The sequence below is a fragment of the Sinosporangium album genome, from assembly GCF_900100605.1.
Lineage (GTDB): Bacteria > Actinomycetota > Actinomycetes > Streptosporangiales > Streptosporangiaceae > Sinosporangium > Sinosporangium album.
Genome location: NZ_FNCN01000008.1, coordinates 42,571 through 69,295, shown reverse-complemented (window position 1 = coordinate 69,295; position 26,725 = coordinate 42,571). Strand labels below are relative to the sequence as shown.

Below are 26,725 nucleotides of genomic sequence, written 5' to 3'. Positions count from 1 at the left end.
GCCCGGCCGTACTCCCCCCTACGGCCGGGCCCTCCCGCGCGTGCCCTGCGTGTCCGTCAATGCTGATAGGCGTGGCGGAGATGGTGAGGGATTTCTTCGGCTCGTTCACCGACGAGGGTTTCCAACATTCCTCGCACGCGTTCAATGGGCGGGTGTCCACGAGGCGCATATCAGTCTTGACCGCGGAAGGGCCCCGGCGTGGAAAACGGCCGGGGCCCGTGGCGTGCGCGGAGGGGTGCTGTCAGGTGCGGGCGAGGGTGCCGAGGTAGAGCTCGATGACCTTGGGGTCGTTCATGAGTTCGCGGCCGGTGGCGGTGTAGGCGTTGCGGCCCTGGTCGAGCACGTAGCCCCGGTGGCAGATCTGGAGGCACCGCCGGGCGTTCTGCTCGACCATGACGATGGTGACGCCGGCCCGGTTGATCTGCTGGGCCTGGATGAAGACCAGGTCCTGCAATTTGGGGGACAGGCCGGCGGAGGGTTCGTCGAGGAGGAGTACGGACGGCTCGGTCATGAGCGCACGGCCCATGGCGACCATCTGGCGTTCACCGCCGGAGAGCGATCCGGCGCGCTGCCGGCGTCGCTCCTTGAGGGCGGGGAAGATATCGCAGACGAATTCAAACCGTTCTTTGAATTTCTTGGGTGAATGGTAGGCGCCCATCTCCAGGTTCTCCTCGACGCTGAGGCTGGGGAAGACGTTGTTGGTCTGCGGCACATAGCCGACTCCGCGGGCGACGAGGGCGTGCGCCTTGAGGTTGGTGATGTCCTTGCCCTTGAGGGTCACCGTACCGCTGCGGATGTTCACCAGGCCGAACATGGATTTGAGCAGGGTGGATTTGCCGGCGCCGTTCGGGCCGATGATGCCGATCAGTTCGCCTTCTTTGACGTAGAGGTCGGTGCCGTTGAGGATGTTCACCCCCGGCAGATAACCGGCGATGAGGTCGTCGCAGCGCAGCACCGCGTCCTTCGCGCCGGCGAGGTGGGCGGTGCGGTCGGCGGGGGCGCCGGCCTGGTCGGCGCGGGTGAGGTCGTCGGCGGCCGTCGCCGCGACCGAGCCGGCCGGTACGGCGGGAGCCGGGCCGCCGGAGTTCGCCTTCGGGGTGTCGTCAGCCGCGCTCATCGCCGGACTCCTTCCTGCTGTTGCCGTCCATGCCGGTCTGGTCGGCCTCGGCCGTGAGTTCGGCCTCGGCCTCGTGGAGCTGCTGTTCGGCCTCTTCGGCGGACAGGGGGGCGTCGTGGTGCGCGCCCAGGTAGGCGTCGATGACGCGGGGGTCGGACATGATGGTGTGCGGCGGTCCTTCGGCGATGACGGCGCCCTGCGCCATGACGATGACCCAGTCGCTGATGTCGCGGACCATGTCCATGTCGTGCTCGACGAAGAGCACGGTCATGCCCTCCTCACGGAGGTTCTTCACATGGCCGAGGAGTGATTGGGTGAGCGCCGGGTTGACGCCCGCCATGGGCTCGTCGAGCATGACCAGTTCGGGGTTGCCCATGAGGGCCCGTGCCATTTCCAGGAGTTTGCGCTGCCCGCCGGAGAGGCTTCCGGCGAAGTCATCGCGTTTGGCGATGAGCTTGAAGCGGGTGAGCAGTTCCTCCGCCTCCGAGGTGATGAGGCTCTCCTGGCCCCGCCACAGTTGGGGGATGAGACCGGCGAAGAAGTTCTCACCGCGCTGCCTCTGGGCTCCGAGCCGCATGTTCTCGACGACCGTCAGCTTGGAGAGCGCCTTGGTGAGCTGGAAGGTGCGCACCATGCCCTGGCGTGCGACCTTGTAGGCGGGGACTCCGCTCATCTTCCTGCCGTTGAAGGTCCATTCGCCGGCGTCGGCGGTGTCGAACCCGGTGAGCTGGTTGAAGAACGTCGTCTTGCCGGCGCCGTTCGGGCCGATCAGCGCGGTGATCGAGCCGCGCTGCACTTCCAAGTGCGCGACGTCGACGGCGGTGAGGCCGCCGAAGCGGCGCACGACGTTGTCCACGACGAGGATGGGGTCCGGCTTGGGTACCCCGGGTTCGGAGGCGAGGCCCTCGAACGCGGCGAGCGCGGCGGCCTTGCGGCTCTGGAAACCGGTGTCAGCGTGCATCGAGCGCGATCTCTCTCTTGTCGCCGAAGATGCCCTGCGGGCGGAAGATGAGCAGGAGGATCAGCCCGAGGCCGATGATCATGTACTGGATCGCTCCGACCTGGTTGACGTTGAGGAAGGTGATCACCTGCTTGTTGATCGCCTCCTCCAGGCCCGTCTTCACGAAGATCATGAGGAACCAGAAGAGGGCCGCTCCCACGATGGGGCCGAGGATGCGGGCGGCGCCGCCGAGGATCAGCACGGTGTAGGCGAAGAAGGTCAACTCGGTGCTGTAGAGGTCGGGCTGCGCGGAGGAGCGGCTGAGCGCGAAGATGAATCCGGCGACCGCGCCGATCACGCCGCCGATGACGAGCGCCTGCATCTTGTACGAAAAGACGTTCTTGCCGAGGGCACGTACGGCGTCCTCGTCCTCGCGGATGGCCTTGAGCACCCGTCCCCAGGGGCTTTTCATCGCGAACAGGAGGATCACCGACACCAGGGCCACGAGCACCCAGCCGACCAGGAGCACCCACATGCCCCGGTGGTCGAAGCCGATGAAACCGCCGAGGATGCTGTACTGCCCCGCGGGGAACACGTTGAGCGCGTAGAAGGAGTGGGCGAACTCCTGGAGGCCGTCGGTGCCGCCGAAGGTGTCCTTCAGCGCGACCGAGCGCACGATGATGCGCACGATCTCGGCCGCCGCGATCGTCACGATCGCGAGGTAGTCGGCCCGCAGGCGCAGGGTGGGGATGCCGAGCAGCAGCGCCAGCAGCACCGAGAGCACCAGGCCGATCCCGACGCCGAGGAAGAACGGCAGGCCGAAGGTGGCCACCGTCGTGGCGATCGAGTAGGCGCCGACGGCGAGGAAGGCGGCCTGGCCGAAGTTGAGCAGGCCGGTGTAGCCGAACTGCACGTTGAGGCCGATCGCGGCGAGGCAGTAGATGATGGCCTCGGAGCCGATGCCGGCTTCGAAGGCCCGGCTGAAGATGAGAAACCAGTCCATGTCCGCCTCCCCTTAGCCGATCCGCTCGCGGCGGCCGAGGATGCCCTGCGGCCGGAACAGCAGCACGATGATGAGCACCGCCAACGCGCCGACGTTCTTGGTCTCCGGTGGGATCCACAGCGTCGAGACCTGGATGAAGACCCCCACCACCAGGGACCCGACCAGTGCGCCGAACGCGGTGCCGAGCCCGCCGAGCGTGACTCCGGCGAACATGAGGAGCAGGACCTGGAGTCCCATTTGGTAGTTGACCGTCTGCGACAGGCCGAGGAGGATGCCGGCGAGCGCGGCGATGGCCGTACCGCCTGCCCAGACGATGCGGATGACCCGGTCGACGTTGATGCCGGAGGAGGCGGCGAGCGCCGGGTTGTCGGCGACGGCGCGGGTGGCCTTGCCGATGCGGGTGTAGACGAGGGCCAGGCCCACCGCGACCAGGACCACCACGTCGATGGCGATGATGACCAGGCTCTTGGGTGTGGCCGAGATCGGGCCGATCTGGATGCCTTCCTGCGCGGTGTACTGCGCGTAGCTCTGACTGCTCCCGCCGAACAGGAAGAGCAGCAGATAGCGCAGGAAGAGCGCGACGCCGATCGAGATGATCATCATGGAGACCAGCCCGGTCTTGCGCTTGCGCAGCTGCCCCCAGAAGAGCCAGTCCTGCCCGTAGCCGAACGCCGCCGCGATCAGTACGGCGAGCGGTGCGGCGATGAGGAGGTGCAGGCCCAGGGTGGTGTTGAGGAAGAACGCGATGAAAGCGCCGATGGCGAGGAGTTCACCGTGCGCGAAGTTCGTCAGGCCCGTGGTGCCGAAGATGAGCGACAGGCCCACCGCGCCCAGCGCGATGATCAGGCCGAGGCTGAGCCCTTCGAAGGCGAGCTGGGCCACCCTGCCCCAATAGGCGTCGCTCTCGTCGTCGGCCGCGGTGCCGTCAGGGGTTTTCTCGCCGGATTGATTGGTCGCCGCATCAAGAGCAAATAGCACATTGCGTGCATTTCCCTCAAAAACCTGAACGGTGAGGGTGGAGCGATCCTTGAACCTCAGGGATACACCGGCAGGAAGTGTTGATTGATCGATGGTGATTTTGTAAGCACCTGCCGATGGTACGGGGACCTCCCATGTGCCTTGGGCGTTGCTGGTAGCGTCTCCTACAGGTTTGCCGCCCTCGTCAGTGACGCTGATCTTGACACCGGTTACCGGCTGGCCTTGGCTTTTGAGTGTCCCCTTCACGCTTTCGCCGTCGGCCCACGCTGTAGCCGGGCCGGATGCGAGCAGGAAGATCAGTCCACCCAGGAAGGCCGTGAAGGCGATCACGGCTCTGCGCAATGGTGCTCCCTCATAAACGCCGTGGAGGGGGTTATCCCCCCTCGTCTCCACACGCAGGTACTGCAAATTGGCAATGCTTGGGCGGGAGCTTAAACCGCAGCGCCCGGTTCTGGACTGTTTGTCACAGAACGGTGACCAGGGTGTGTCGTGGGCGTGAGGAAAAAGGCCGGGCCGGTCAAGGCGCCGGCAAGAACGCGAGTCCGACTCCTTTACCGCAGGTCACTGTCATACCGGTCGGTCCGTACGGCGGGTGCCCGTCAATCGGCGAGTCCCCAGACCTTGGCCAGGATCCGCTCGGTGAGCACCGCGCTCGGCGGGCCCTCCAAGGCGAGTCGTCCGTCCTTCAGGAGCAGGCAATGGTCCGCCTCCCGCGCGGCGGCGAGGTCGTGGGTGGCCTGGACCACAGTGGTGCCCTGGGCGGCGTCCCTCGCCCGCGGCCCCCAAGGCGAAGCCCTCGTGCTCGGCCCCGACGGCCGGATGCACGTGATCGACGTCGACAAGGCGAAGGTCGCGGACACCGTCGAGGTCATGGACGAGTGGAAGGAGCCGATGGAGTGGCAGCAGCCCCGCCCGGCGATCTTCGTGCGCGGCGGCACGGCCTACGTGACCGACCCGGCGAAGAAGGAACTGCACGCGGTGGACATCGCCACCCGGCGGAAGCTGACCTCGGCGACCCTGCCCGGCGTGCCGAACGAACTCTCCGGAGTGCTGCCCGCGACCCACTGAGAGTGGAGGGCGCCGCCTCAAGGACCATGGCACCGCCCCCGGTGAAAGGGTGCCGCGCGTACGGCAACGAGCCCGGGGGGTTGGCCTTTGGTGCCGTGTAGGGCTTCCCCGGCCCTGCACGTTGTCTACTCAGCCAGCCCGCCGGGCTTCGATGCGCACACCACGCTAGCGACCAGAGGGGCGCTTGCGCAAAGGAAGACACGAGACGAATTCGAGAACCCTGATGCCCGAGGGAACGCGTCCGTCAGGCGCCCGCGTTCACGCGTCGCGCAACATGCAGGTGAGGCGGGAGGTGCACAGCCTGCGCCCCTGGTCGTCGGTGATCTCGATCTCGTATGTCGCCAGGCTGCGGCCCCCGTGGACCCGAGTCGCGACACCCGTCACATGACCGGAGCCGGCCGACCGGTGGTGGGTGGCGTTGATCTCGATGCCCACGGCGATCCGCCCGCCACCCGCGTGCAGCGCCGCGCCCACCGAGCCGAGGGTCTCGGCCAGTGCGACCGAGGCGCCCCCGTGCAGCAGGCCGTACGGCTGGGTGTTGCCCTCGACCGGCATGCGGCCGACCACGCGCTCGGCGGTCAGTTCGAGGATCTCGATGCCGAGGCGTGAGGCGAGCGAGCCGGCGCTGTCGCCGTTCGCCGAGGTGAGCCGCTGGAGATCGTCGGGGTTTGCCATCGTCAAGGAGGCGCCTCCTGTCTATCGTGCATGAGTTTTCCGTCGTACATGGAGACTAGGCTTCGAGTGTGCCGAAGACCGAAACGACCCCCAGCCGTCCGCGCCTGCTCCTGTTGGACGGGCACTCCCTGGCCTACCGGGCGTTCTACGCGCTGAAGGATGCCCAGCTCGTCACGACCGACGGGCAGCACACCGAGGCCGTCTACGGATTCACCTCGATGCTGACCAACGTCCTGCGCGACGAGCGGCCCACTCACGTCGTCGTGGCCTTCGACCGGTCCGAGCCGACGTTCCGCCACGAGGAATACGCGGAATACAAGGCCAACCGGGCCGAGACCCCGGAAGACTTCCGCGGGCAGATCAGCCTCATCTTCGAGGTGCTCGACACCATCGGCGTCAACCACCTGTCCCTGCCCGGCTTCGAGGCCGACGACCTGATCGCCACGCTGGCCACCCGCGCCTCCGAGCGCGACATGGACGTGCTGGTCGTCACCGGCGACCGCGACGCCCTCCAGCTCGTCGACGAGCGCATCACGGTGCTCATGACGCGGCGCGGCATCAGCGACATGACCAGGTTCACGCCGGAGGCGGTCGAGGAGAAATACGGCCTCACTCCGAGGCAATACCCCGACTTCGCCGCGCTGCGCGGCGACCCGAGCGACAACCTGCTGAGCATCCCGGGCGTCGGCGAGAAGACCGCCGCCAAATGGGTGCGGGAGTTCGGCTCGCTGGAGGAGCTCGTCAACCGCGTCGACCAGGTCAAGGGCAAGGTCGGCGACAAGCTCCGCGACCACCTCGACCAGGTGCTCCTCAACCGGCGGCTCACCGAGCTGCGGCGCGACGTCGCCCTCGACGTCGAGGTGGGCGAGCTCACCATGCGCCCCTGGGAGCGCGACGAGGTGCACAAGCTCCTGGACTCCCTCCAGTTCCGCGGGGAGCTGCGCGAGCGCCTGTTCAAGGTGCTCGGCGCGACCGAGGCGGAGGCCGAGTCCGAGGGCTTCGAGGTCGAGGCCCGCGCGCTCGGCCCCGGTGAGGTCGCCGCGTGGCTCGGCGCCCTACCGGAGGGGCGGGCCGGCCTCGCCTTCCGCGGTTCGTACGGCAGCGGCACCGGTTCCATCGACGCGATCGCCATCGCCGGCCCCGGCGGCGTGGCGGCCCACCTCGACCCGAGCGCGCTGACGGAGGCCGACGAGACCGCCCTCGCCGCCTGGCTCGCCGACGAGACCAAGGAGAAGGCCGTCCACGATGCCAAGGGGCCGATGCTCGCCCTGTGGGCGCGCGGCCTCGACCTGCGGGGGCTGGGCTGCGACACCGCGCTCGCCGCCTACCTCGCCATGCCGGGCCAGCGGTCGTTCCCCCTCGACGACCTGGTGATGCGCTACCTCCACCGCGAGCTGCGGGCCGAGACCGGTGACAACGGCCAGACGGCGCTGTTCGACGACCCGGTCGAGCGGGTGGGGGAGGAGCTCGCCATCCGGGCTCACGCCGTACTCGAGCTCGCGGGGGCCCTTGAGGCCCACCTGGAGCCGCGGGGCGGCACGCACCTGCTGCAGGACCTGGAGCTTCCGCTGGTCTCGGTCATCGCCGAGTTGGAGCGGGCCGGCATCGCGGCCGACCGCCACTACTTCGCCGAGCTTGAGGCCGAGTTCGGCGCGGCGGTGAAGCAGGCGGTGGAGGAGGCCCACCGGGTCGTCGGCGAGCCGTTCAACCCGGGGTCGACCAAGCAACTGCAGGAGATCCTGTTCGTCAGGCTCGGGCTGCCCAAGACCAAGAAGATCAAGACCGGCTACACCACCGACGCCGACGCCCTCGCGTGGCTCGCCGGGCAGACCGAGCACCTCGCCGGGCAGGCCGAGCACGAGCTGCCGGTGATCCTGCTGCGCCACCGCGACCAGACGCGGCTGCGCACCACCGTCGAGGGGCTCATCAAGGAGATCGGCGACGACGAGCGCATCCACACCACGTTCAACCAGATCGTCGCCGCCACCGGCCGCCTCTCCTCGGAGAAGCCCAACCTGCAGAACATCCCGATCCGCACCTCCGAAGGCCGCCGCATCCGGCAGGGCTTCACCGTCGGGCCGGGCTACGAGACCCTGATGACCGCCGACTACAGCCAGATCGAGCTGCGCATCATGGCCCACCTGTCCAGCGACGAGTCGCTCATCGGGGCCTTCGAGTCGGGGCACGACTTCCACCAGGCGACCGCGGCGCGGGTCTTCGACCTGCCCGCCGAGCAGGTGAGCGGCGAACTGCGGGCGCGCATCAAGGCTATGAACTACGGCCTGGCCTACGGCCTGTCCGACTTCGGCCTCTCCGGGCAGCTCAATATTCCCGTGGCGGAGGCGAAAGCGCTCAAAGAGGAATACTTCCAGGAGTTCGGCGGCGTCCGCGACTATCTCCAGGCCATCGTCCAGCAGGCCCGCCACGACGGCTACACCGAGACCATCCTGGGCCGCCGCCGCTACCTGCCCGATCTGACCAGCGACAACCGCCAGCGCCGGGAGATGGCCGAGCGCATGGCCCTCAACGCCCCGATCCAGGGGTCGGCCGCCGACATCATCAAACTCGCCATGCTCGAAGTCCGCAGCGCCCTGCGCGAGGCCGGCATGCTCTCCCGCATGCTGCTCCAAGTGCACGACGAGCTCGTGTTCGAGGTCGCGCCGGGCGAACTCGACGACCTCCGTGACGTGGTGACGGCCCAGATGGCCAATGCGTATTCGCTGCGCGTGCCGCTGTCCGTCTCCATCGGAGTGGGCCGCACATGGGAGGACGCCGGCCACTGAGCGGCCCCGGAATCGCTCCGCGCCTGGACGGTTCGGCGTGTGGACACCCCTTCCGGTGGCCGGCGGCGGGCCGGTCGCTTGTGGCGTGGCCGGCCGGTCGGCCGCTCGGGCGTCGGGGCAGGCAGGTCGGCTTGCCGCCGGGCGGTGGCCTGGTCGCCTGTGGGTGGTCGGCCGGGTCGAGGTCTGCCGTGGGGGCGGTGTTCCGCCGCTTGGCCGTGGGCTGCACAGAGAGACCTGAGCCAAGGCGGGTTCTTCAAGCTGGTGGGGATTTGTCTAGGTCCGTTGGGATGAGGGTGGCTTGGCTGGCGAGGATCGGGAGGAACGTGAACCGCTCGATGAGGAAAGGTCCGCGCATCCGCATGGTGGCGATCGTCCGATGAGGCGTGACCCTCGGGAGCGGTGGCCTGACGGTCGCGGGTCGGACAGGCCCGGGTCGGAGACCGGCGGCCCATCGCCCACCGAGGCGGACGACGCGGGGACCGACCGGATTGGTCTGAGTGGCGTGGACCGGCCCTCTGGAGGCGACCCGGCGCCCGCCGAGGCCGGTTCCGGGGGCGGGAAATCCTCCTCCGGTGTGGTGCAGTGGTCCGCAGGGGCCGGGCTGGGCGGTGACGGGCGGGGTTCTGGCGAGGAGGCCGCGGGGGGCGGTCCGTCTGCCGCGGAGGTCGATGAGCCGTCGTCCGAGGCCGGTGCCGGAAGTGGTCGCGGAGGGGTGTCCGCCGTCCTGTCGACGGAGGGTTCCCGTGGCGGGGAGGAGCGCCCGGCCGGCGGCGTCGCGCGCTCGGCCCAGGAGCAGCGTGCGGAGGGGGACTCCGGGCGGGGCGAGGACACGGGTGAGGACACGGGTGAGGACACCGGCGAGGGCGGGGACACGGGCGATGCCGGGCCTCGGGGCACCGAGGCCGTGGACCCGGACGCCACGGTGCCGGCCGGGCGGATTCCCGGGAGGTTCAGGGAGGGTTCCGCCGGGCGGGCGGGGCCTGCGCCGTACGGGGCGGGGAGGGGCGGTTCGGGCCTAAGGCAAGACGGACGCGCGTTGGGTGAGGGCGCTGAGGCCGGGGACGAGGCCGCTGCCGGTGCCGCCACGCCTGCCGTCTCGGGGGAGGGCTCGCCCGCGTCGGCCGCGTCGCCCGTGGAAGGCGGGGCCGCTGGGGGCCTGTCCGAGGGGGCCGGGCAGCGGGGTGTGCCTGGGGCCGCCGCGGGTGGGGGATTGTCGGGAGCGGATCGGGAGCGTGCCGAGGGGGCCGACGGACCAGGGAGCGGGCCCGTGGGGGCGGGCGCGGCCGGGGCCGGCGGGGCGGAGGGGTGGCCGGGGTTTCCGCCCCGGGTGCCTCGGAGCGTGGCGGTGGCCAATGTTGTGGTGGCGGTTATTGCGTTGGTTGCCCTTTTTGTAATGGTTCCTGGGGGTGAGGAGGCGCCGACGTCGGCTGAGAGGACGCCGGTGCGGGCGTCGCCCACGCAGGCGGCGGCGCCGAAGGCCCCGGAATTGCCGTCGGCGGCTCTGCCGCCGCCGGTGGCGGCGACGGAGGAGTCGGCCCGGAAGGCGAAGGCCAACGAGGCGGGGCTCGTGCCGGTGATCATGTATCACCGGATCGTGAAAAAGCGCGTGGCGTCGATCGATCGCACACCGAAGCAGATGCGCAAGGAGCTGGAGCGCCTGGCGAAGGCGGGATATGTGCCGATCACCGCTAAGGAGTTTGCGACGGGGAATATCGCGGTCCCTCCGGGCTCATATCCCGTGGTGCTGACGTTCGACGATGGGCATGAAACCCATTTCGCACTTGACGATCAAGGAATGCCGCGGCCGGACACGGCGGTGGGGATCATTTACGACGTCGCCAAGCGCTATCCGGGATTCCGGCCGGTCGCCACGTTCTGGGTGAACGACCAGCCGTTCGGGCACGAGGAGCGCGCTGAGCAGGCCAGGCACGTGCGCTGGCTCGTCGAGCGGGGCTTCGAGGTGGCCAACCACACGATCGGGCACGCCAACCTCGGGGTTCTGGGCAAGAAGGCGGTCCGTGAGCAGATCGTGCGGGCCGAGCGGATGCTGGAAAAGCTCGGGGCGGGTCCGTCGGCCACCTTCGCGTTGCCGTACGGCAACAGCGCGAGGCCGCGGAAGACCGCTCGCAGCGGCACATGGGACGGCGACTCGTACGCCTTCAAGGGCGTCTTTCTGGCCGGCGCGGAACCGTCAAGGTCACCGTTTGCTAAGGATTTTGACAGTCTTGCCATCCAACGCATCCAGAGCAACGGGAAGAAGGGCGAGTGCCGTCGCTGGTGTTCGACCTACTGGCTGGAATGGCTGGACAAGCATCCCCACATGCGGTTCACGTCGGACGGGGACCCAAGGCGCATCTCAGTACCGGTCAAGCTTCGGGGTAATATCACTTCCAAACAGGCGGAGAAGTTGATCGCCTACTAGCGCGTGCCAAGGATTTCCGTCCTGATCCGCAGCGTAACCGGATTGACCGCGCTCGCTATGTCTCATATCCTGATCGCTGCGCTGTGGGCTCTTGCGTGTCTCGGACGGAGTGGGCTCGCCCTCGTCTCCCGTCGGTGACTGACCTCCCGGCTGGAAGCGAAAAGGCCTGCCGCGTGTCCCGCCACATCGACTTCTGTCCGCGTTCGGAGCAATTCCACACATGACGAGCAGCACCGAGGCCACCTCGAACACCCCGCAGGTAGCGGTCAACGACATCGGCTCCGAGGAGGCCTTCCTCGCCGCGATCGACGAGACCATCAAGTATTTCAACGACGGCGACATCGTCGAGGGCACCGTCGTCAAGGTCGATCGAGACGAGGTCTTGCTCGACATCGGCTACAAGACCGAGGGTGTCATCCCCTCGCGTGAGCTCTCGATCAAGCATGATGTCGACCCGGCCGAGGTGGTCGAGGTCGGCGAGCACGTCGAGGCCCTGGTCCTCCAGAAGGAGGACAAGGAAGGCCGTCTGATCCTCTCCAAGAAGCGCGCTCAGTACGAGCGGGCCTGGGGCACGATCGAGAAGATCAAGGACGAGGACGGCATCGTCACCGGCACCGTCATCGAGGTCGTCAAGGGTGGTCTCATCCTCGACATCGGCCTGCGGGGCTTCCTGCCGGCGTCCCTCGTCGAGATGCGCCGTGTCCGCGACCTCCAGCCCTACGTCGGCCGCGAGCTCGAGGCCAAGATCATCGAGCTGGACAAGAACCGCAACAACGTGGTCCTGTCCCGCCGCGCCTGGCTGGAGCAGACGCAGTCGGAGGTCCGCCAGACCTTCCTCAACACGCTGCAGAAGGGCCAGGTCCGCAAGGGCGTCGTGTCCTCGATCGTCAACTTCGGCGCCTTCGTCGACCTCGGCGGCGTCGACGGTCTGGTCCACGTCTCCGAGCTCTCCTGGAAGCACATCGACCACCCCTCCGAGGTCGTCGAGGTCGGCCAGGAGGTCACCGTCGAGGTGCTCGACGTCGACATGGAGCGCGAGCGGGTCTCGCTGTCGCTCAAGGCGACGCAGGAGGACCCGTGGCAGCAGTTCGCCCGCACGCACCAGATCGGCCAGGTCGTTCCGGGCCGCGTCACCAAGCTGGTGCCGTTCGGTGCGTTCGTCCGGGTCGAGGAGGGCATCGAGGGCCTCGTCCACATCTCCGAGCTGGCTGAGCGCCACGTCGAGATCCCCGAGCAGGTCGTCCAGGTCGGCGACGAGATCTTCGTGAAGATCATCGACATCGACCTCGACCGCCGCCGGATCTCGCTGTCGCTCAAGCAGGCCAACGAGGGTGTGGGTGCCGAGGTCGAGTTCGACCCCACGCTCTACGGCATGGCGGCGACCTACGACGACCAGGGCAACTACATCTACCCCGAGGGCTTCGACTCCGAGACCGGCGAGTGGCTTGAGGGCTTCGACAAGCAGCGCGAGGAGTGGGAGCGGCAGTACGCCGAGGCCCAGGGCCGCTTCGAGGCGCACAAGCGCCAGATCGAGGAGGCCCGTCGCGCCGAGGCCGAGGCGGGCGAGGCGGCAGGCTCGTCCTACTCCGGCGAGACCCCCTCGCAGAGCAGCGGCGGCGGCAACACCGGTTCCGGTGGCGCCCTCGCCTCCGACGAGGCTCTCGCGGCCCTGCGCGAGAAGCTCGCGGGCGGTCAGAGCTGACCTGGCGGACTGTCGATGGGCGCTCACGCCGGTTCCCCGGCCGTGAGTGACTGAAGACCCGTGAAGGGCCCTGTCTCCATCTGGAGACAGGGCCCTTTCCTTATGGTGCGACCATGGCGTGACCGCGGGCCGACCACGCCGCGGGCCGACCACGCCGCGGGCCGACCACAGGGTGACCACGGGGCGACAGGGCGCTTCCCGGGGCGGTTCCCGGCACGGCCCTCCCGGAGGCGCGCGGGCCGTTAGGGTGTGCGGGTGACGCGCATTGAGCGGGCTCGGGTGGAAGACGCCGGCGAGATCCTCACGGTGCAGCGGGCGGCCTATGTGAGTGAGGCCCAGCTCTACGGTGATCCGTTCATCCCGCCGCTGGTGGAGTCGGTCGGGCAGATCCGCGATGTGGTCGCGTCGGGGTTCGTGCTGGTGGCGCGGGACGGCGGCCGTGTCGTCGGGTCCGTGCGCGGGCGCGTGGAGGACGGCACGTGCCTGGTGGCGCGGCTCGCGGTGGTTCCCGACCGGCAGGGGAGAGGTGTCGGAGGCGGCCTGCTGGCCGCACTGCATGAGGCGTTTCCGGACACGCCGGTGTTCACGCTGTTCACCGGGCACCTTTCGGAGGGCAACCTGCGCCTCTACCGGAGGCACGGCTATCGCGAGGTGGGGCGCGAGCGCGTCCACGACCACCTGGCGCTGGTGCATATGCGCCGCGAGCTCCGGGCGGGCCCCGGCGCCCCCGGTCCGGCCGACCTTAATCGATGGGTTTAGCCGCTCATTGGGTGGTTCGCACAAGAAGCCGGATCCTGTTCGTGCGCGCGGCTGAAGCACGGATAGAGGGGTGATGCCTACGGTCAGGACATGGCTCGCCTCACTATCGAAGATCTGTATCGACTCGCCGTACCTGGTGATCCGCAGCTACGCCCGGACGGCGGCGCGGTCGCGTACACGCTGACCCGGTCCGACCGCGAAACAGACGAGAACACTTCCGAGATATGGCTTGCCGCGCCGGGTTCTCCGCCCCGGCGGCTCACGGGCGGCCGGCGCGACTCCTCCCCGCGCTGGTCGCCCGACGGGCGCACACTGGCCTTTCTCCGAGCCTCGGAGGGGCCGCCGCAGATCTGGTTGCTGCCGATGGACGGCGGCGAGGCGCGGCGGCTCACCGACGCGAAACTGGGGGCCGGTGCGCCGGTCTGGTCTCCCGACGGCACCGCCATCGCCTTCAGCGGGCCGTACGGGGACCTGGACCCCCACGCGCCGATCGCGGACGATCACCTCGACCACAAGGCCGACGGCGCCGGGCTGCTGCGCGGCGTCACCGCCCACCTGTTCGTGGCGGCGGTGGACGGCGGCGACGTCACGCAGGTCACCTCGGGCGACTTCCACGCCGGCTCGCCCGCCTGGTCCCCGGACGGCACGCGGCAGCCGTACCCGGCGGTGTGGTCACCGACCTGGTCAGCATGTCGGGCACGTCGGACGCGGGGCTCTTCCTCAAGAAGTACGAGTGCGTCGACGACATCGCGGCGCAGTCGCCGATGACGTTCGTGGAGCGCGTCACCACGCCGACCCTGATCCTCCAGGGCCAGGACGACGACCGGTGCCCCATGGGGCAGGCGGAGCAGTGGTTCACGGCGCTGCGAGAACGGCGGGTGCCCGTCCGTCTCGTGCGTTACCCCGGTGGTTCCCACCTCTTCATCGTCAATGGCCGTCCGTCACATAGGCGTGACTACAACGAAAGGATTATCGCGTGGCTGGAGCAGTGGATCCCGGGCGCTGGAGCACCCGGCTCGCAGAGCTGATCGCCGAGTACGACGTTCCCGGCGCGACGCTCGCCTTCCTCCACGAGGGGGAGATCCATGAGTTCGCCGCAGGTGTGCTCAACGTGGACACCGGAGTCGAGGCGACGCCCGACTCGCTGTTCCAGATCGGCTCGATCACCAAGGTGTGGACCTCGACGCAGATCATGCTTCTGATCGAGCAGGGCCGGTTGACCCTGGACACGCCTGTCGTGGAGGTGCTGCCGGAGTTCACCCTGCCGGACCCGGAGACCACCCGGCGGATCACGGTGCGGCACCTGCTGTCGCACACCTCCGGCGTCGACGGCGACCTGTTCGACGACACCGGGCGCGGCGACGACTGCATCGAGAAGTATGTGGCGCTCTGCGCGGACCTTCAGCAGAACCACCCGGTCGGGGCGACGCAGTCGTACTGCAACTCCGGGTTCGTGGTGGCGGGGCGGGTCGTTGAGAAACTCACCGGCAAGAACTGGGACGCCGCCCTGCGCGAGCAGATCGTCGAGCCCCTCGGCCTGACCCACACGCATACGCTGCCCGAAGACGTGCTGCGTTTCCGTGCGGCGGTCGGCCACGAGAACGGCAAGGTCGCGCCGGTGTGGATGCTGCCGCGTTCGGTGGCGTCGGCGGGCTTGATCTGCTCGCGGGCCTCGGACGTGGTCAAGTTCGGTGCCGCGCACCTCGGCCACGACCTGCTGAAGCAGCCGGAGGCCATGTGGGAGCCCCAGGTCGCGGTCCCGAACCCGTACACGCTGGGCAGCCACTGGGGTATCGGCTGGATCCTCAGCGAATGGGACGGGCACAAGGTCGTTGCGCACGGCGGCAACACGATCGGCCAGTCGGCCATGCTGTGGGTGCTGCCGGGCACGGGCACGGTGGCGTGTCTGCTGGTCAACGGCGGCCAGAGCAACGCGATCGAGCAGGCGGTGGCCACGGAGCTGTTCCGCGACCTGCTCGACATCGCCGTACCTCCGCTCCTGGGTCCGCCGGCGGAGCCGGTGGCCGTGGACGTGGAGCGCTATGCGGGCGTCTACGAGCGCGTGGGCGCGCGCATCACCTTCACGGCCGTGGACGGAGCGCTGCATATGCGGATGGAGGTGACCGGAGCACTCGCCCGCTTCGAACAGCAGCCCGAGGAGTCCACGCTGATCGCGGTGGACGAGCGGACGTTCGTCTGCAAGTTCCGCGGTGACTCGGCCTGGGCGTCGGTGGTGTTCTACGAGCTGGAGGACGGCTCGCCGTACTGCCACTTCGGCGTGCGGGCCACACCCAAGGTCGCGTGAGTACGGCGGCGCCGTACAGGCTGTGAGCGGCGGGGCCAGGACCAGCGGGCCCCGCCGTACCCCGAGGTTCAAGGAGAGTTGTGAGCGTCGAGCAGGAAATCAGGGACATTTTCACCGAGGCGGATGCCGAGGGGTTCGTCCACGTCCGCGAGGTGGACGGCGACGGCGAGGTCGGGGTGCTTCCCGACGCGCCCGTCGTGCTGGCCTCGGTGTTCAAGATCCCTATCCTGCTGGAGTACGCCCGCCAGGTGGCGAAGGGCACCCTGGAGGCGACCGAGCGGCTGACCGTGACCGCGGAGTACAGGGACGGTGGCATCGGCACTGCGGGCTGCCTGGACGACGTGTCGCTGACCGTGCGCGACCTGGCCCACTTCATGATCACCCAGAGCGACAACGCCGCGACCGACGTGCTACTGCGCAGGGTCGGGCTGGACAACGTCCACGCGACCCTGCGCGGGCTCGGGCTGGACCGCACGAGGCTGATCGGCGGGTGCCAGGAGCTGATGGCCACCCTGCTCGACGACCTCGGCATCGCGTCGTGGGAGGAGTTCGGGGACGTCGACGAGGAGCGGATCCGGGCTCTGCCCGTGCGCGACCCCGAGCAGACCACGTCCAGCACCTCCCGGGAGACGACCAGCCTTCTCGCCGCGATCTGGCGCGAGGAGGCGGGCCCTGCGGAGGCGTGCGCGGAAGTGCGGCGGATCATGTACAACCAGGTCTGGCCGCACCGGCTGTCGTCGGCCTTCGGCGACGAGGTGCGCATCGGGGCCAAGACCGGCACCATTATGGGCATCCGCAACGAGGCAGGGGTTCTGGAGTTCCCCGACGGGGCGAGATACGCGGCCGCGGTCTTCCTGCGCCCTCGGGGGCTCGGGGTGCGGCTTCCCAAGGCCGATGCCGCCATCGGCGAGGCGGCGAAGGCGGCGATCGACCATCTTCGTTCCGGGGGACAGCCCTGAAGTCAAATGTCGTCTATTCCCACTATCGTGAGGAGATGACGACTCGTCCGCGTGCCAGCCTCCGTCGAATTTTGGATGACCTGGGCAACACCGTGCTGGACGTGGCCGCGTCTCCGGGCGAGCTCGACGCCGAGGTCACCGGAGTCCACATCTACGACCCCCTCGACGAACTGCTGATCGCCGACGGCGGGTTGCTGCTGGCGGTGGGTGTCGAGGGGGCCGAGCGCATCTGCGCCCTGATCGACCAGGCGCCCACGGCCTCCGGGGTGGTGGTCAAGCAGCCCGTCGACATCGACGAGCGCGTGCGCGCCAAGGTGCTGGAGACCGGCGTCGCGGTCCTCGGCCTCACCCGCGCCGCCTCCTGGGCCCAGGTGGCGGCGCTGCTGCGGTCGCTGCTCGCCGAAGGCGGCATCGCCGACCCCGGCGAGCCCGCGGCCGACGACCTGTTCGCCCTGGCCAACGCGGTGTGCGCGCTGCTGGACGCCCCCGTCACGATCGAGGACCGGTCCTCGCGCGTGCTGGCCTTCTCAGGGCGGCAGGACGAGGCGGACGAGGGCCGGGTCGCCACGGTGCTCGGCCGGCAGGTGCCGGAGAAGTACCGCCGCCTGCTGGAGGAGGGCGGCTACTTCCGCCGCCTCTACCAGACCCGCGAGCCGATCCTGATCCGTCCGGGCGAAGACCAGCTGCTGAGAGTGGCCATCGCGGTGCGGTCGGGAGACGAGATCCTCGGGTCGATATGGGCCGCCGTGCACGAGCCCCTGTCGGAGCAGCGCCAGGCCGCGCTGATCGACGCGGCCAAGATCGTCGCGCTTCAGCTTCTGCGCCAGCGGGCGGGGGCCGACACCCAGCGCAGGCTCAAGGCCGACCTGCTGTCGACGGTGCTGGAAGGCGGCAAGGACGCCGCCGAGGCCGCGGGCAGGCTCGGCGTGGCGAGTGAGCGGTTGTGCGTGCTGGCCGCGCAGCTCAACGAGGACGCCGGCATCGACGCGGCGCACCGGGAGGGCGACAGGCAGCGGTTCTGCGATGCCTTGGCGCTTCACGTTGGAGCGATCCACCCCAAGGCCGCGGCGGCGCTTGTCGGTTCGGTGGCCTATGCCGTACTCCCGCTGCACGCCAGCGGAGAGGAGGAGGCACGGGCCGTCCGGGTGGCGCAGAGCTTCCTGACGCGGGTCGGGCCCAGGCACCTGGGCAACATCGGGGTGGGCCGGCTCGCGGCGAACCTCTCAGAGGTGGCGAGGTCGCGCACCGACGCCGACCGGGCCCTGCGGGTGCTGCGTTCGCACGGCGCGGCAGGGCAGGTCGCGGGATATACGGGGGTGCACTTCGAGTCGCTGCTGCTGCAACTCGCCGATCTGGTCAGCGCCGAGGAGCAGGCCCCCACCGGACCGTATCAGCGGCTGCTCAAGCACGATGCCGAGCACGGCACCGGCCTCGTCGCGACGCTGAAGGCGTATCTCGACGCGTTCGGGGACGTCAACGCGGCATCGGCCACGGTTCACGTGCATCCCAACACGTTCCGCTACCGGCTGCGCAGACTCACCGAGATCGGCGGCCTCGACCTCGCCGACTCCGACGCCAGGCTCGCCGTCATGCTCCAGCTGAGGATCTTTGAACGGCGGCACTAGCCACGGCCGGGTTTTCGTTGAGGCACACGAAGACCCGTATCGCGCTCCAAAGAGAGGGTGAATCACCACCACCCCACCCCCTGGAGCTCTCATTGAGAAAGTCTGGAGCGGTTGCCGCGATCGGTGCACTCGGGCTGCTGGCGGCTGCCTGCGGAGGCGGCGGCTCCGCGGACGGCGGCAAGGACGCGGGCGCTAAGGACGCCACCTTCACCGCGGCCATCCCCACGGACCCCGGTGCCCTCGACCCGGCCACCGCCGTGCTCTCGGTCACGAACGGGACTTTGGCTCAGGCCTATGACGCGCTGGTCCACCAAGGCCCGAACGGCGTGGTGTCCGGGTTGGCCGAGAAGTGGGAGGTCAAGCCGGACTCGGTCACGTTCACCATCCGCAAGGACGTCACCTGTTCCGACGGGTCGACGGTGACGCCTTCGGTCATCGCCGAGAACTTCGCCCACCTCGCGAACCCGGAGACCAAGTCGCCCATCTACGGGGTGCTGGTGCCGGCCGGGCTCACCGCCAAGGCCGACGACGCGGCGGGCACCGTCACGCTGAGCACGCCCCAGCCGTACAGCTTCATCCTGGAGAACGCGCGCGACGTCTGGATCGTGTGCGGCAAAGGGTTGAAGGACCGTTCCATTCTCACTAAGCAGACCTCGGGCTCGGGGCCGTACGTCCTCAGCGAGTCGGTCTCCGGCGACCACTACACGTTCACCCGGCGCGAGGGCTATGCCTGGGGGCGTGGTGGCACGACCAACAACGAGCCCGGCTCGCCCGCCAAGATCGTGCTGAAGGTCGTGCCCAACGAGCAGACCGCGGCCAACCTCCTGACCTCCGGCGGGATCAACTTCGCGGTCATCCAGGGGCCGGACCGGGATCGACTGGAGAAGATGTCCGGTTTCAACAATCGCGTGATCGCCGCCGGCAACGGGCAGTACTTCTACAACCAGAAGAAGGGGCTGCCGGGCGCCGACCCGGCCGTGCGCAAGGCTCTCACGCAGGCGGTGAACCTCCAGGAGCTCGGCGGCATCTCCACGAGCGGCAAGGGCGGGAAGGCCACCGGCCTCGTCTGGGAGTCCATGGAGCCGTGCAAGGACGACAGCGTGACGGGCTCACTTCCCCCGTACGACACCGCAGCCGCGACCGCGGCCCTCGACGCGGCGGGCTGGAAGCCGGGAGCCGACGGGATCCGCGAGAAGGACGGCAAGAAGCTGAGCCTGCGCTACGTCTACGTCACCACCCGCGGACCGGGGTTCCAGGCCGCCGCGGAATACCTCGCCGGCGAGTGGAAGAAGATCGGCGTCGAGCTCAAGCTGAACGGCGTCATCGACACCAAGCTCGCCGAGGTGATGAACGTCTCCGGTGACTGGGACGTGATCTGGCTGCCCATCGGGGTGGGGCTCCCCTCGCAGCTCACGGCCTTCCTGTCGGGCCCATCGGCTCCGAAGGGCGCCAACTTCGCCCATCTCGACAACAAGCGCTACACCGAGCTGGTGGCGGAGGCCATCCAGAAGCCGGGACCGGAGGGTTGCAAGCTCTGGGCCGAGGCCGAACGGGCACTCTTCACCAACCACGACCTGGTGCCCGTGGTCGAGGACACCCTCCTGCTCGCTATGAAGGGCGCCACGGTCGACACGTACGGCGACATCCCCATCGCCACCTCGGTTCGGATGAAGTCGGCAGGCTGAACCCCTGTGCTGCGTCCCCCGGAATCAGACAAAGTTGTGATGGAAGCACAATTCACACCGCCACTTTCGTGGGGTGGGACGAAGACCCCATTCGGTGTCGCCGGGGAGGCTTGCACCACCTTGCCACCCTGCACAGCCCTAGGAGCACCACATCATGAACAAGACGGGAGCCGTCGCGACACTCGGTGTCCTGGGCCTCCTGGCCGCCGCCTGCGGATCGTCCGCGGGCGGCGGCGGGGGCGCAGCCGGGGAAAGCGCCACTTTCACCTATGCGATCTCCGGGGACCCGGGGTCGCTCGACCCCGCGATGGCGGTCAACGGAGCCACACGCGCCACAGTGAACATGGCCTACGACACGCTGGTGAACGCAACCCCCGAGGGGAAGACCGTCTCCGGGCTGGCCGAGAAGTGGGAGGTCGAGCCCGAGGCGGTCACCTTCACCCTGCGCAAGGACATCACCTGTTCGGACGGGACGAAGCTCACCGCCTCCGACGTCGCGGCGAACTACAACCACATCGCCGACCCCGCCTCCAAGTCGCCGCTCTACGGCGTCCTCGTGCCGACCGGGATGAAGGCGAAGGCCGACGCCGCCGCGGGGACCGTCACGCTGACCATGCCGAAGCCGTACAGCTTCATCCTGGAGAACGCCCGCGACGTGTTCATCGTCTGCGGCACGGGGATGAAGGACCGATCGATCCTCGCCAAGCAGACCTCCGGGACCGGGCCGTACGTCCTGTCGGAGATGATGGCGGGCGACAGCTACACCTTCACCAGGCGCGAGGGCTACGCCTGGGGTGCGAACGGAGCGACCAACAAGGAGCCCGGCCAGCCCGCCAAGGTCGTGGTGAAGGTGGTGCCCAACGAGCAGACAGCGGCGAACATGCTCATGTCAGGTTCGTTGAACCTCGGGCAGTTCAGCGGGACGGACCGGGCCCGGCTGGAGGCCGGTCCCGCGATCAGCAAATACGTGAGCCCGTTCGTCAACTCCGACCTGGTTTTCAACCAGGCGGACGGGCGGCTGACGAAGGACTTCGCCCTGCGCAAGGCGCTCGTGCAGGCGCTGAACCTCGACGAGCTGGCCAAGGTCGGCTCCAGCAACACCGGGAACATTCCCACCACCCTCGTGATGAAGCCGAGCCCGTGCACCGGCGACACCGTCGCGGGCAACCGCCCGGCCTTCGACGCGGCGGCGGCCGACGCGGCGCTCACCGCCGCCGGCTGGAAGCCGGGGCCCGACGGGATCAGGGTCAAGGACGGCAAGAAGCTCACCATGACCTACGTGTACTCCAATGCCCTGGGCCCGGGCGCGCAGTCGGCGGCGGAATACATCGCCGACGCGTGGAAGAAGGTCGGCGTCGAGACCAAGCTCAACGGCTACACCGCCACCAAGTACCTTGAGGTGGTCGACACCACCGGCGACTGGGACGTGGCGTGGAGCACCATCGGCCTGGCCCTGCCCTCGCAGTTCACCGGCTTCTACGCCGGACCCCCCGCGCCGAAGGGCGCCAACTTCGCCCGCATCGACAACAAGGAGTACGTCGAACTCACCGAGAAGGCCATGCGGCTCACGGGTGAGCCGGCCTGCGCCCTGTGGAACCAGGCGGAAAGTTCCCTGATCAAGAACCTCGACGTGCTTCCCGTAGTGGAGGCCACCATGCTCATCGCCTCCAAGGACGCGACCGCGCGCATGTTCGGGACCCTGGTCATGACGAGCACCATCCGGATGAAGGAGGGCCGCTAGGTGTTCGCAGTGCGCCGCCTGATTCGCTTCCTGGTGTCGCTGGCGGTGCTCGTCGTGGCCTCCTTCGCGATGATCCACCTCATTCCAGGCGACCCCATCAGAGCCGCTCTGGGAATGAACGCGCCGCCGGAGCTGGTCGCTCAGCGGCGCGCGGACCTCGGCCTCGACGATCCGATTCCCACGCAGTTGCTCGCCTATATCAAGCAGTTACTGAGCGGGGAGTTCGGCACCTCGTTCATCAGCAGGGAACCGGTCGGCCAGATCATCGTCGACCGGCTGCCGAACACCCTCGCCCTGGCCGCCCTGGCCACCGTGTTCGCGCTGCTCGTCGCGGTCCCGCTGGGGATGTGGGCGGGCATCCGCACCGAGAACGGCCGCAACCGGGGCACGGAGATCGGCTTCACCTCGACCACCGGCGCAGCGGTCGCCGTGCCCGAGTTCCTCTATTCGATCGGCCTCGTCGTCGTCTTCGCCGTCACCCTGGGCTGGTTCCCGCCGGCGGGTCGCGATGGAGTCATCTCCTACGTCCTGCCCATTCTCTCCCTCGCCATCGGGCCCATCGCCATGGTGGCCCGGGTCGCACGCGTGGAGACACTGCGGGAACTGAGCACCGACTACATACGGCTGGCGCGCGCCAAACGCCTCCCGGCCTCCCGGCTCTACTTCCGCCACCTGCTGCCGAACACACTGACCGCGACCCTCACCATCGGCGGACTCCTGCTCACCGGCCTCATCGCCGGAAGCCTCCTCGTCGAGTACGTCTTCGCCTGGCCGGGGCTCGGCATGCGGATGGTCGAGTCGATCACGATGAAGGACTATCCGGTGGCTCAGGCGATCATCCTCGTGTACGGCGGGATCGTGCTCGTGGTGAACCTGGTGGTGGACCTGCTCCTGGCCAAGCTGGACCCCAAGTCGACGATCAAGGAGGCGTGATGAGGCACCTGCTGCGCACACCCAGCGGCGTGATCGGGCTCGCCCTCGTCGCGGTCACACTGGTGATCGCCGCCGTCGGCCCGGCCATCTGGGGCCAGGAGGCCGAGACCGTCAACGCGGCCGCCGCCCTCCAGGGTTCCTCGGCCGAGCATCCGCTCGGCACCGACCACCTCGGCCGCGACATCCTGGCCCGGGTCCTCGCTGGCGGGCAGTTCACCGTCGCCCTCGCCTTCCTCGCCACGGCGATCGGCGCGGGCCTCGGCACGCTGCTCGGCGTGCTGCCCGCCGTACTGCCCCGGCGTGCGGGACGGCTGGTCACCGGCGCCGTCAACGCGCTGGTGGCCTTCCCAGCCCTGCTGCTGGCGATGTTCACCGCCGTCATCAGCGGCCTCGGCGCCAAGGGGGCGGTGCTCGGCATCGGCATCGCCTTCGCCCCCAGTATCGCCCGGCTCACCCAGACGCTGTCCGCCTCCGTCGCCTCCGCCGACTACGTCGCCGCGGCGCGGCTGCTGCGGGTGCCGCGATGGCGGATCGCCACGCGGCACGTGCTCCCGAACATCGGCGAACCGATCATCCTCAACCTCACCGCGGCGCTCGGCAGCAGCCTTGTGGCGATGTCGGGCATGTCGTTCCTCGGGCTCGGTGTCCAGCCGCCGTCGTACGACTGGGGGCGGCTGCTGTTCGACGGCTTCTCCCGGATCTACGTCGACCCGATGGTGGCCATCGGGCCCGCCATCGCCATCGTGGCGGCCGGCATCGGCTTCAACCTGCTCGGAGAGGCACTGGCCCGGTCGGTCGCCCGCGCTCCCGTGGGGGGAAAGCAGGCTGTGGGCAAGGGGGCGGCGATGCCGTCCTCCGGCGAGGAGCCCGTCGAGGGCGCGGTCCTTTCGGTCAAGGACCTCACCGTCACCTTCCCCGACGGTGTCACCCCGGTGCGCGGGCTGTCGCTCACCATCATGCCGGGCGAGATCGTCGGCCTGGTGGGCGAGTCGGGCAGCGGCAAGAGCATGACCGCGAACGCCGTTGGCGGGCTGGTGGCATACCCGGGCGTAGTGACCGCCGGGCACATGAGCCTGTGCGGCGAGGAACTCAGCACACTGAGCGAGGCCAAACGCCGCAAACTGCTCGGCACGTCGATGGCGATGGTGTTCCAGGACCCCATGGCGTCGCTGAACCCCGCACTCAAGGTCGGCGGGCAGCTCGCCGAGGTCTCGCTCGTCCACCAGGGCGCCAAGCGCCCCGCCGCCTGGGCCAGGGCGATCGACCGGCTCCGGCAGGTCCACATCCCCGACCCCGAGAAACGGGCGCGGCAGCACCCGCACGAGTTCTCCGGCGGCATGCGCCAGCGCGCCGTCATCGCCATGGGCCTGATGGGCACGCCCCGGCTGCTCATCGCCGACGAGCCGACCACGGCGCTCGACGTCACCGTGCAGCGCCAGATCCTCAAACTGCTGCGCGAGGTGTCCGCCGAGGCCGGAGCAGGGGCGCTGTTCATCTCGCATGACATCGCGGTCGTCAGTGAACTGTGCGACCGGGTCGTGGTGATGTACGCCGGGCGGGTCGTCGAAGAGCTGCCCGTGGCCGACCTGGTCGACGGGGCGTCGCACCCCTACACCAAGGCGCTGCTTGCCTCCCTGCCCGACATGGAGACCGACCGGGACAAGCCGCTGGCCAGCATCCCCGGCCACCAGCCCTCACCCGCCGACGTGGGCGAAGGCTGCGCGTTCGCCTCCCGGTGCGCCCTGGCGACCGACCGCTGCGTCGAACGCCCGCCCCTCACGAGGTACGACGCAGCGCACGCCGTCGCCTGCTGGCACGCCGAGACCAGGAAAGCCGAGGTGGCGATCGGATGATCATCGAGGGTATGACCGTGCGGTTCGGGACCTTCACCGCGGTCGACGACGTGACGCTGGAAGTGCCCCCCGGGTCCATCGTCGGGCTCGTGGGGGAGTCGGGGTCGGGCAAGTCCACGGTGGCGAAGGCCGTCTGCGGGCTCGTGCCGTACACCGGCAGGGTCGAAGGTCTGGACCCCAGGCGGATCCAGATGGTGTTCCAGGACCCCTACGCCTCGCTCAACCCCCGCATGACGGTCGGCGCCTCGGTGGCCGAAGGGCTGTCCGTGCCGAAGGCGCGGCGCGCCGCGGAGATCGAGCGGCTGCTCTCGCTGGTGTCGCTGCCGACGGGGCTGGCGGGACGCTACCCGAGGGAACTGTCCGGAGGGCAGCGGCAGCGCGTCGCCATCGCCCGCGCGCTCGGGGCCGAGCCGTCGCTGCTGGTGGCCGACGAGATCACCTCGGCGCTCGATGTGTCGGTGCAGGGCGCCGTACTCAACCTCATCCGCTCGCTGCGCGCCGAACTCAACCTCTCCATGCTGTTCATCTCGCACAACCTGGCCGTCGTGCGGTACGTCTCGGACGTCGTGGCGGTGATGCGCAAGGGCAGGCTGGTCGAGGTGGGGCCCGCCGAGGAGGTCGTCGGGTCGCCCAAACACGACTACACGCGCGAACTGCTTGAGGCGGTGCCGAGGCTGGGTGGCTGACCCCCCGGCCGCCCACATCAGCTCCACCGCGCCGCGCGTCGGTTTCGCCTTCGACGAGTACACCTCCTCCCTGCGCCGCCTCCTCGACTCCGCCGCCGGCGACCTCGGCCCCCACCGCGACGACAGGTGGAGCGACCAACGCGTAGGGCGCGAAGAGGGGTCCCGGCGGGCCGGGACCCCTCTTCGGATGCCGCTAGGCGGGTTGGACGCCGTCCTGGATTGCGACCAGGCGGGCGAGCGTGTGGCCCATCTGCAGGAGGCACGCCTTGATGTCGGAGACATCGTCGCGCATGATGCCGAAGGACCGTTCCAGATTGCCGACGGAGCGCTTCAGGACGACGATGTCGCCCTTGACTTCGACCATGTCGGCCTTGAGTTCGGCGACGTCTTTCTTGACCTCGGCCATCTCGATCTTGAGAGTAGCCACGTCGCTCTTGAGCTCGGCCACGTCGGCCTTGACCTGAACCATGTCGGTTTTGAGCTGGGCGACGTCGCTCTTGAGCTCGGCGATGTCGCTCTTGAGTTCGGCCATGTCGGTTTTGAGTTGGGCGACGTCGGTTTTGAGCTGGGCGACGTCGGTTTTGAGCTCGGCCACGTCGGCCTTGACTTCGACCATGTCGGTTTTGAGCTGGGCGACGTCGGTTTTGAGCTCGGCCACGTCGGCCTTGACTTCGACCATGTCGGTTTTGAGCTGGGCGACGTCGGTTTTGAGCTCGGCCACGTCGGTCTTGAGCTGACCCGTGTCGCTCTTGACCTCGATCATGTCGATCTTGAGCTGGTGCATGTCTCCTTTGATGTGGGAGATGTCATGCTCGACGACGGACACCCGGTCCTCGATGTACGGCATGGGACTGAGGATAGAGCGTGGGGCCAGTGAGGCGAACGCTGTTAGCCAATAGATCTACCGACGGCTTCTCGGGCTGTGGGCGGTCAGCCGCAGCGGCGCGCGGGCGGGGGTGCGCTCCACCGGCGACCGCCGCCGTTGACGCAGGTAAGCCTGGTCGGCAGATACATCCCGCGGTAGGCCGAACGGCAGGCGGCGCGGCAGCGGCGGGACGGCCGGGGAGGGCTCGGGCAGGGACGGGGTGTCGGGGGCGGCGCGGCGGGGGTGCTGTCGGCGGCGGTCGGTTCGGCGTCGCCGCGTGTGGTGTCGGCGGCGGGGGCGACGGGCTTGGCCGAGGCGAGGAGGAGGACGAGCACGGGGTGGTCGGCGGGAAGGGTGGCGATGATGCTGACGATGGCGTCGCCGAGTCGGCGCCGGCGGGGGTCGTGCGGCGGGGTCGTGCCGAGCTCGCCTGCGAGCGCGGCGAGGCGGTCGGCGGTTCCGGTGCCGAGGAGGGCGCGCACGTCGGCCCAGTGTTCGGTCAGGGCCGTCACCACGTCACTGAACGCCACGGCCACCTCCTCGGTCGGCAACACTACGCCTCTGAACATGACTCAATCCGTATCTCTCCAATAATGCTAGACACAGCTAAAGAAAGTGGGGCGTGA

At 68.9% G+C, this 26,725-nt stretch carries 23 protein-coding genes; 15 read left to right on the top strand and 8 right to left on the bottom strand.

Features of this window, described 5'->3' with window-relative positions; genetic code table 11:
- Window positions 1-241: 241 nt before the first annotated feature.
- From BLQ73_RS10270 to BLQ73_RS10250, 5 genes are all read right to left on the bottom strand, one after another.
- Window positions 242-1,117, bottom strand: coding sequence for an ABC transporter ATP-binding protein (locus BLQ73_RS10270; protein WP_093170167.1), 876 nt, complete (start codon window positions 1,115-1,117; stop codon window positions 242-244).
- Window positions 1,104-2,078 carry an ABC transporter ATP-binding protein gene (locus BLQ73_RS10265; protein WP_093170166.1) on the bottom strand — a complete coding sequence of 325 codons (975 nt, stop codon included), beginning with the start codon at window positions 2,076-2,078 and terminating at the stop codon, window positions 1,104-1,106. The genes BLQ73_RS10270 and BLQ73_RS10265 overlap by 14 nt, the downstream gene beginning before the upstream one ends.
- The gene (locus tag BLQ73_RS10260) at window positions 2,068-3,060 is read right to left on the bottom strand and encodes a branched-chain amino acid ABC transporter permease (protein WP_093170165.1); all 993 of its coding nucleotides are present in this window, start codon (window positions 3,058-3,060) and stop codon (window positions 2,068-2,070) included. Before BLQ73_RS10260 ends, BLQ73_RS10265 begins: the two co-directional genes overlap by 11 nt.
- A gap of 12 nt (window positions 3,061-3,072) precedes the next feature.
- On the bottom strand, window positions 3,073-4,038 hold the full coding sequence (locus tag BLQ73_RS10255) for a branched-chain amino acid ABC transporter permease (protein ID WP_245690965.1): 966 nt from the start codon (window positions 4,036-4,038) through the stop codon (window positions 3,073-3,075).
- 599 nt (window positions 4,039-4,637) lie between these two features.
- The gene (locus tag BLQ73_RS10250) at window positions 4,638-4,784 is read right to left on the bottom strand and encodes a hypothetical protein (RefSeq protein WP_176955359.1); all 147 of its coding nucleotides are present in this window, start codon (window positions 4,782-4,784) and stop codon (window positions 4,638-4,640) included.
- Between BLQ73_RS10250 and BLQ73_RS32210 the strand changes: the two genes are divergently transcribed.
- Window positions 4,771-5,106, top strand: a complete 336-nt coding sequence (locus BLQ73_RS32210) for a hypothetical protein (RefSeq protein WP_176955358.1) — start codon at window positions 4,771-4,773, stop codon at window positions 5,104-5,106. The two genes, BLQ73_RS10250 and BLQ73_RS32210, sit on opposite strands and share 14 nt — an antisense overlap.
- Before the next feature lie 258 nt (window positions 5,107-5,364).
- Here the strand turns inward: BLQ73_RS32210 and BLQ73_RS10240 are convergent, their stop codons facing one another.
- Window positions 5,365-5,781 carry a PaaI family thioesterase gene (locus tag BLQ73_RS10240; RefSeq protein WP_093170162.1) on the bottom strand — a complete coding sequence of 139 codons (417 nt, stop codon included), beginning with the start codon at window positions 5,779-5,781 and terminating at the stop codon, window positions 5,365-5,367.
- Window positions 5,782-5,849: 68 nt separating this feature from the next.
- Between BLQ73_RS10240 and polA the strand changes: the two genes are divergently transcribed.
- The 14 genes from polA to BLQ73_RS10180 all read left to right on the top strand — a co-directional run bounded on the left by polA (window position 5,850) and on the right by BLQ73_RS10180 (window position 25,234).
- Window positions 5,850-8,564: a DNA polymerase I gene (gene polA, locus BLQ73_RS10235; RefSeq protein ID WP_093170161.1), complete on the top strand. Its 2,715-nt coding sequence runs from the start codon at window positions 5,850-5,852 to the stop codon at window positions 8,562-8,564.
- Between the two features lie 1,345 nt (window positions 8,565-9,909).
- Entirely contained in the window at window positions 9,910-10,986 is a 1,077-nt protein-coding gene (locus BLQ73_RS10230) for a polysaccharide deacetylase family protein (RefSeq protein ID WP_245690964.1), read from the top strand.
- Between the two features lie 220 nt (window positions 10,987-11,206).
- Window positions 11,207-12,688 carry a 30S ribosomal protein S1 gene (gene rpsA / locus BLQ73_RS10225; RefSeq protein WP_093170160.1) on the top strand — a complete coding sequence of 494 codons (1,482 nt, stop codon included), beginning with the start codon at window positions 11,207-11,209 and terminating at the stop codon, window positions 12,686-12,688.
- A gap of 255 nt (window positions 12,689-12,943) precedes the next feature.
- Entirely contained in the window at window positions 12,944-13,447 is a 504-nt protein-coding gene (locus tag BLQ73_RS10220) for a GNAT family N-acetyltransferase (RefSeq protein WP_093170322.1), read from the top strand.
- A 90-nt stretch (window positions 13,448-13,537) separates the two neighbouring features.
- The gene (locus BLQ73_RS33380; protein WP_218125727.1) at window positions 13,538-14,215 is read left to right on the top strand and encodes a TolB family protein; all 678 of its coding nucleotides are present in this window, start codon (window positions 13,538-13,540) and stop codon (window positions 14,213-14,215) included.
- Window positions 14,137-14,475: an alpha/beta hydrolase family protein gene (locus tag BLQ73_RS33375; RefSeq protein WP_218125724.1), complete on the top strand. Its 339-nt coding sequence runs from the start codon at window positions 14,137-14,139 to the stop codon at window positions 14,473-14,475. Before BLQ73_RS33380 ends, BLQ73_RS33375 begins: the two co-directional genes overlap by 79 nt.
- Complete coding sequence (locus BLQ73_RS33370) at window positions 14,424-15,752, top strand: serine hydrolase domain-containing protein (protein WP_245690963.1); 1,329 nt, start codon at window positions 14,424-14,426, stop codon at window positions 15,750-15,752. Before BLQ73_RS33375 ends, BLQ73_RS33370 begins: the two co-directional genes overlap by 52 nt.
- 80 nt (window positions 15,753-15,832) lie before the next feature.
- Window positions 15,833-16,711, top strand: a complete 879-nt coding sequence (locus BLQ73_RS10210; RefSeq protein WP_093170159.1) for a serine hydrolase — start codon at window positions 15,833-15,835, stop codon at window positions 16,709-16,711.
- Window positions 16,712-16,746: 35 nt separating this feature from the next.
- Window positions 16,747-18,336 (top strand): PucR family transcriptional regulator, encoded by a 1,590-nt coding sequence (locus tag BLQ73_RS10205; RefSeq protein ID WP_093170158.1) that lies wholly within the window; start codon window positions 16,747-16,749, stop codon window positions 18,334-18,336.
- A gap of 92 nt (window positions 18,337-18,428) precedes the next feature.
- On the top strand, window positions 18,429-20,021 hold the full coding sequence (locus BLQ73_RS10200) for an ABC transporter substrate-binding protein (protein WP_093170157.1): 1,593 nt from the start codon (window positions 18,429-18,431) through the stop codon (window positions 20,019-20,021).
- Window positions 20,022-20,175: 154 nt separating this feature from the next.
- Window positions 20,176-21,762 (top strand): ABC transporter substrate-binding protein, encoded by a 1,587-nt coding sequence (locus BLQ73_RS10195; protein WP_093170156.1) that lies wholly within the window; start codon window positions 20,176-20,178, stop codon window positions 21,760-21,762.
- 9 nt (window positions 21,763-21,771) lie between these two features.
- Window positions 21,772-22,695: an ABC transporter permease gene (locus BLQ73_RS10190; protein WP_245690962.1), complete on the top strand. Its 924-nt coding sequence runs from the start codon at window positions 21,772-21,774 to the stop codon at window positions 22,693-22,695.
- Window positions 22,695-24,548, top strand: coding sequence for a dipeptide/oligopeptide/nickel ABC transporter permease/ATP-binding protein (locus BLQ73_RS10185; protein WP_093170155.1), 1,854 nt, complete (start codon window positions 22,695-22,697; stop codon window positions 24,546-24,548). Before BLQ73_RS10190 ends, BLQ73_RS10185 begins: the two co-directional genes overlap by 1 nt.
- Window positions 24,545-25,234 carry an ABC transporter ATP-binding protein gene (locus BLQ73_RS10180; protein WP_093170154.1) on the top strand — a complete coding sequence of 230 codons (690 nt, stop codon included), beginning with the start codon at window positions 24,545-24,547 and terminating at the stop codon, window positions 25,232-25,234. The genes BLQ73_RS10185 and BLQ73_RS10180 overlap by 4 nt, the downstream gene beginning before the upstream one ends.
- A gap of 193 nt (window positions 25,235-25,427) precedes the next feature.
- Here the strand turns inward: BLQ73_RS10180 and BLQ73_RS32205 are convergent, their stop codons facing one another.
- Both BLQ73_RS32205 and BLQ73_RS10170 read right to left on the bottom strand, forming a co-directional pair.
- Window positions 25,428-26,081, bottom strand: coding sequence for a hypothetical protein (locus BLQ73_RS32205; RefSeq protein ID WP_176955357.1), 654 nt, complete (start codon window positions 26,079-26,081; stop codon window positions 25,428-25,430).
- 83 nt (window positions 26,082-26,164) lie between these two features.
- Complete coding sequence (locus BLQ73_RS10170; protein WP_093170153.1) at window positions 26,165-26,668, bottom strand: hypothetical protein; 504 nt, start codon at window positions 26,666-26,668, stop codon at window positions 26,165-26,167.
- Between the last annotated feature and the right edge of the window lie 57 nt (window positions 26,669-26,725).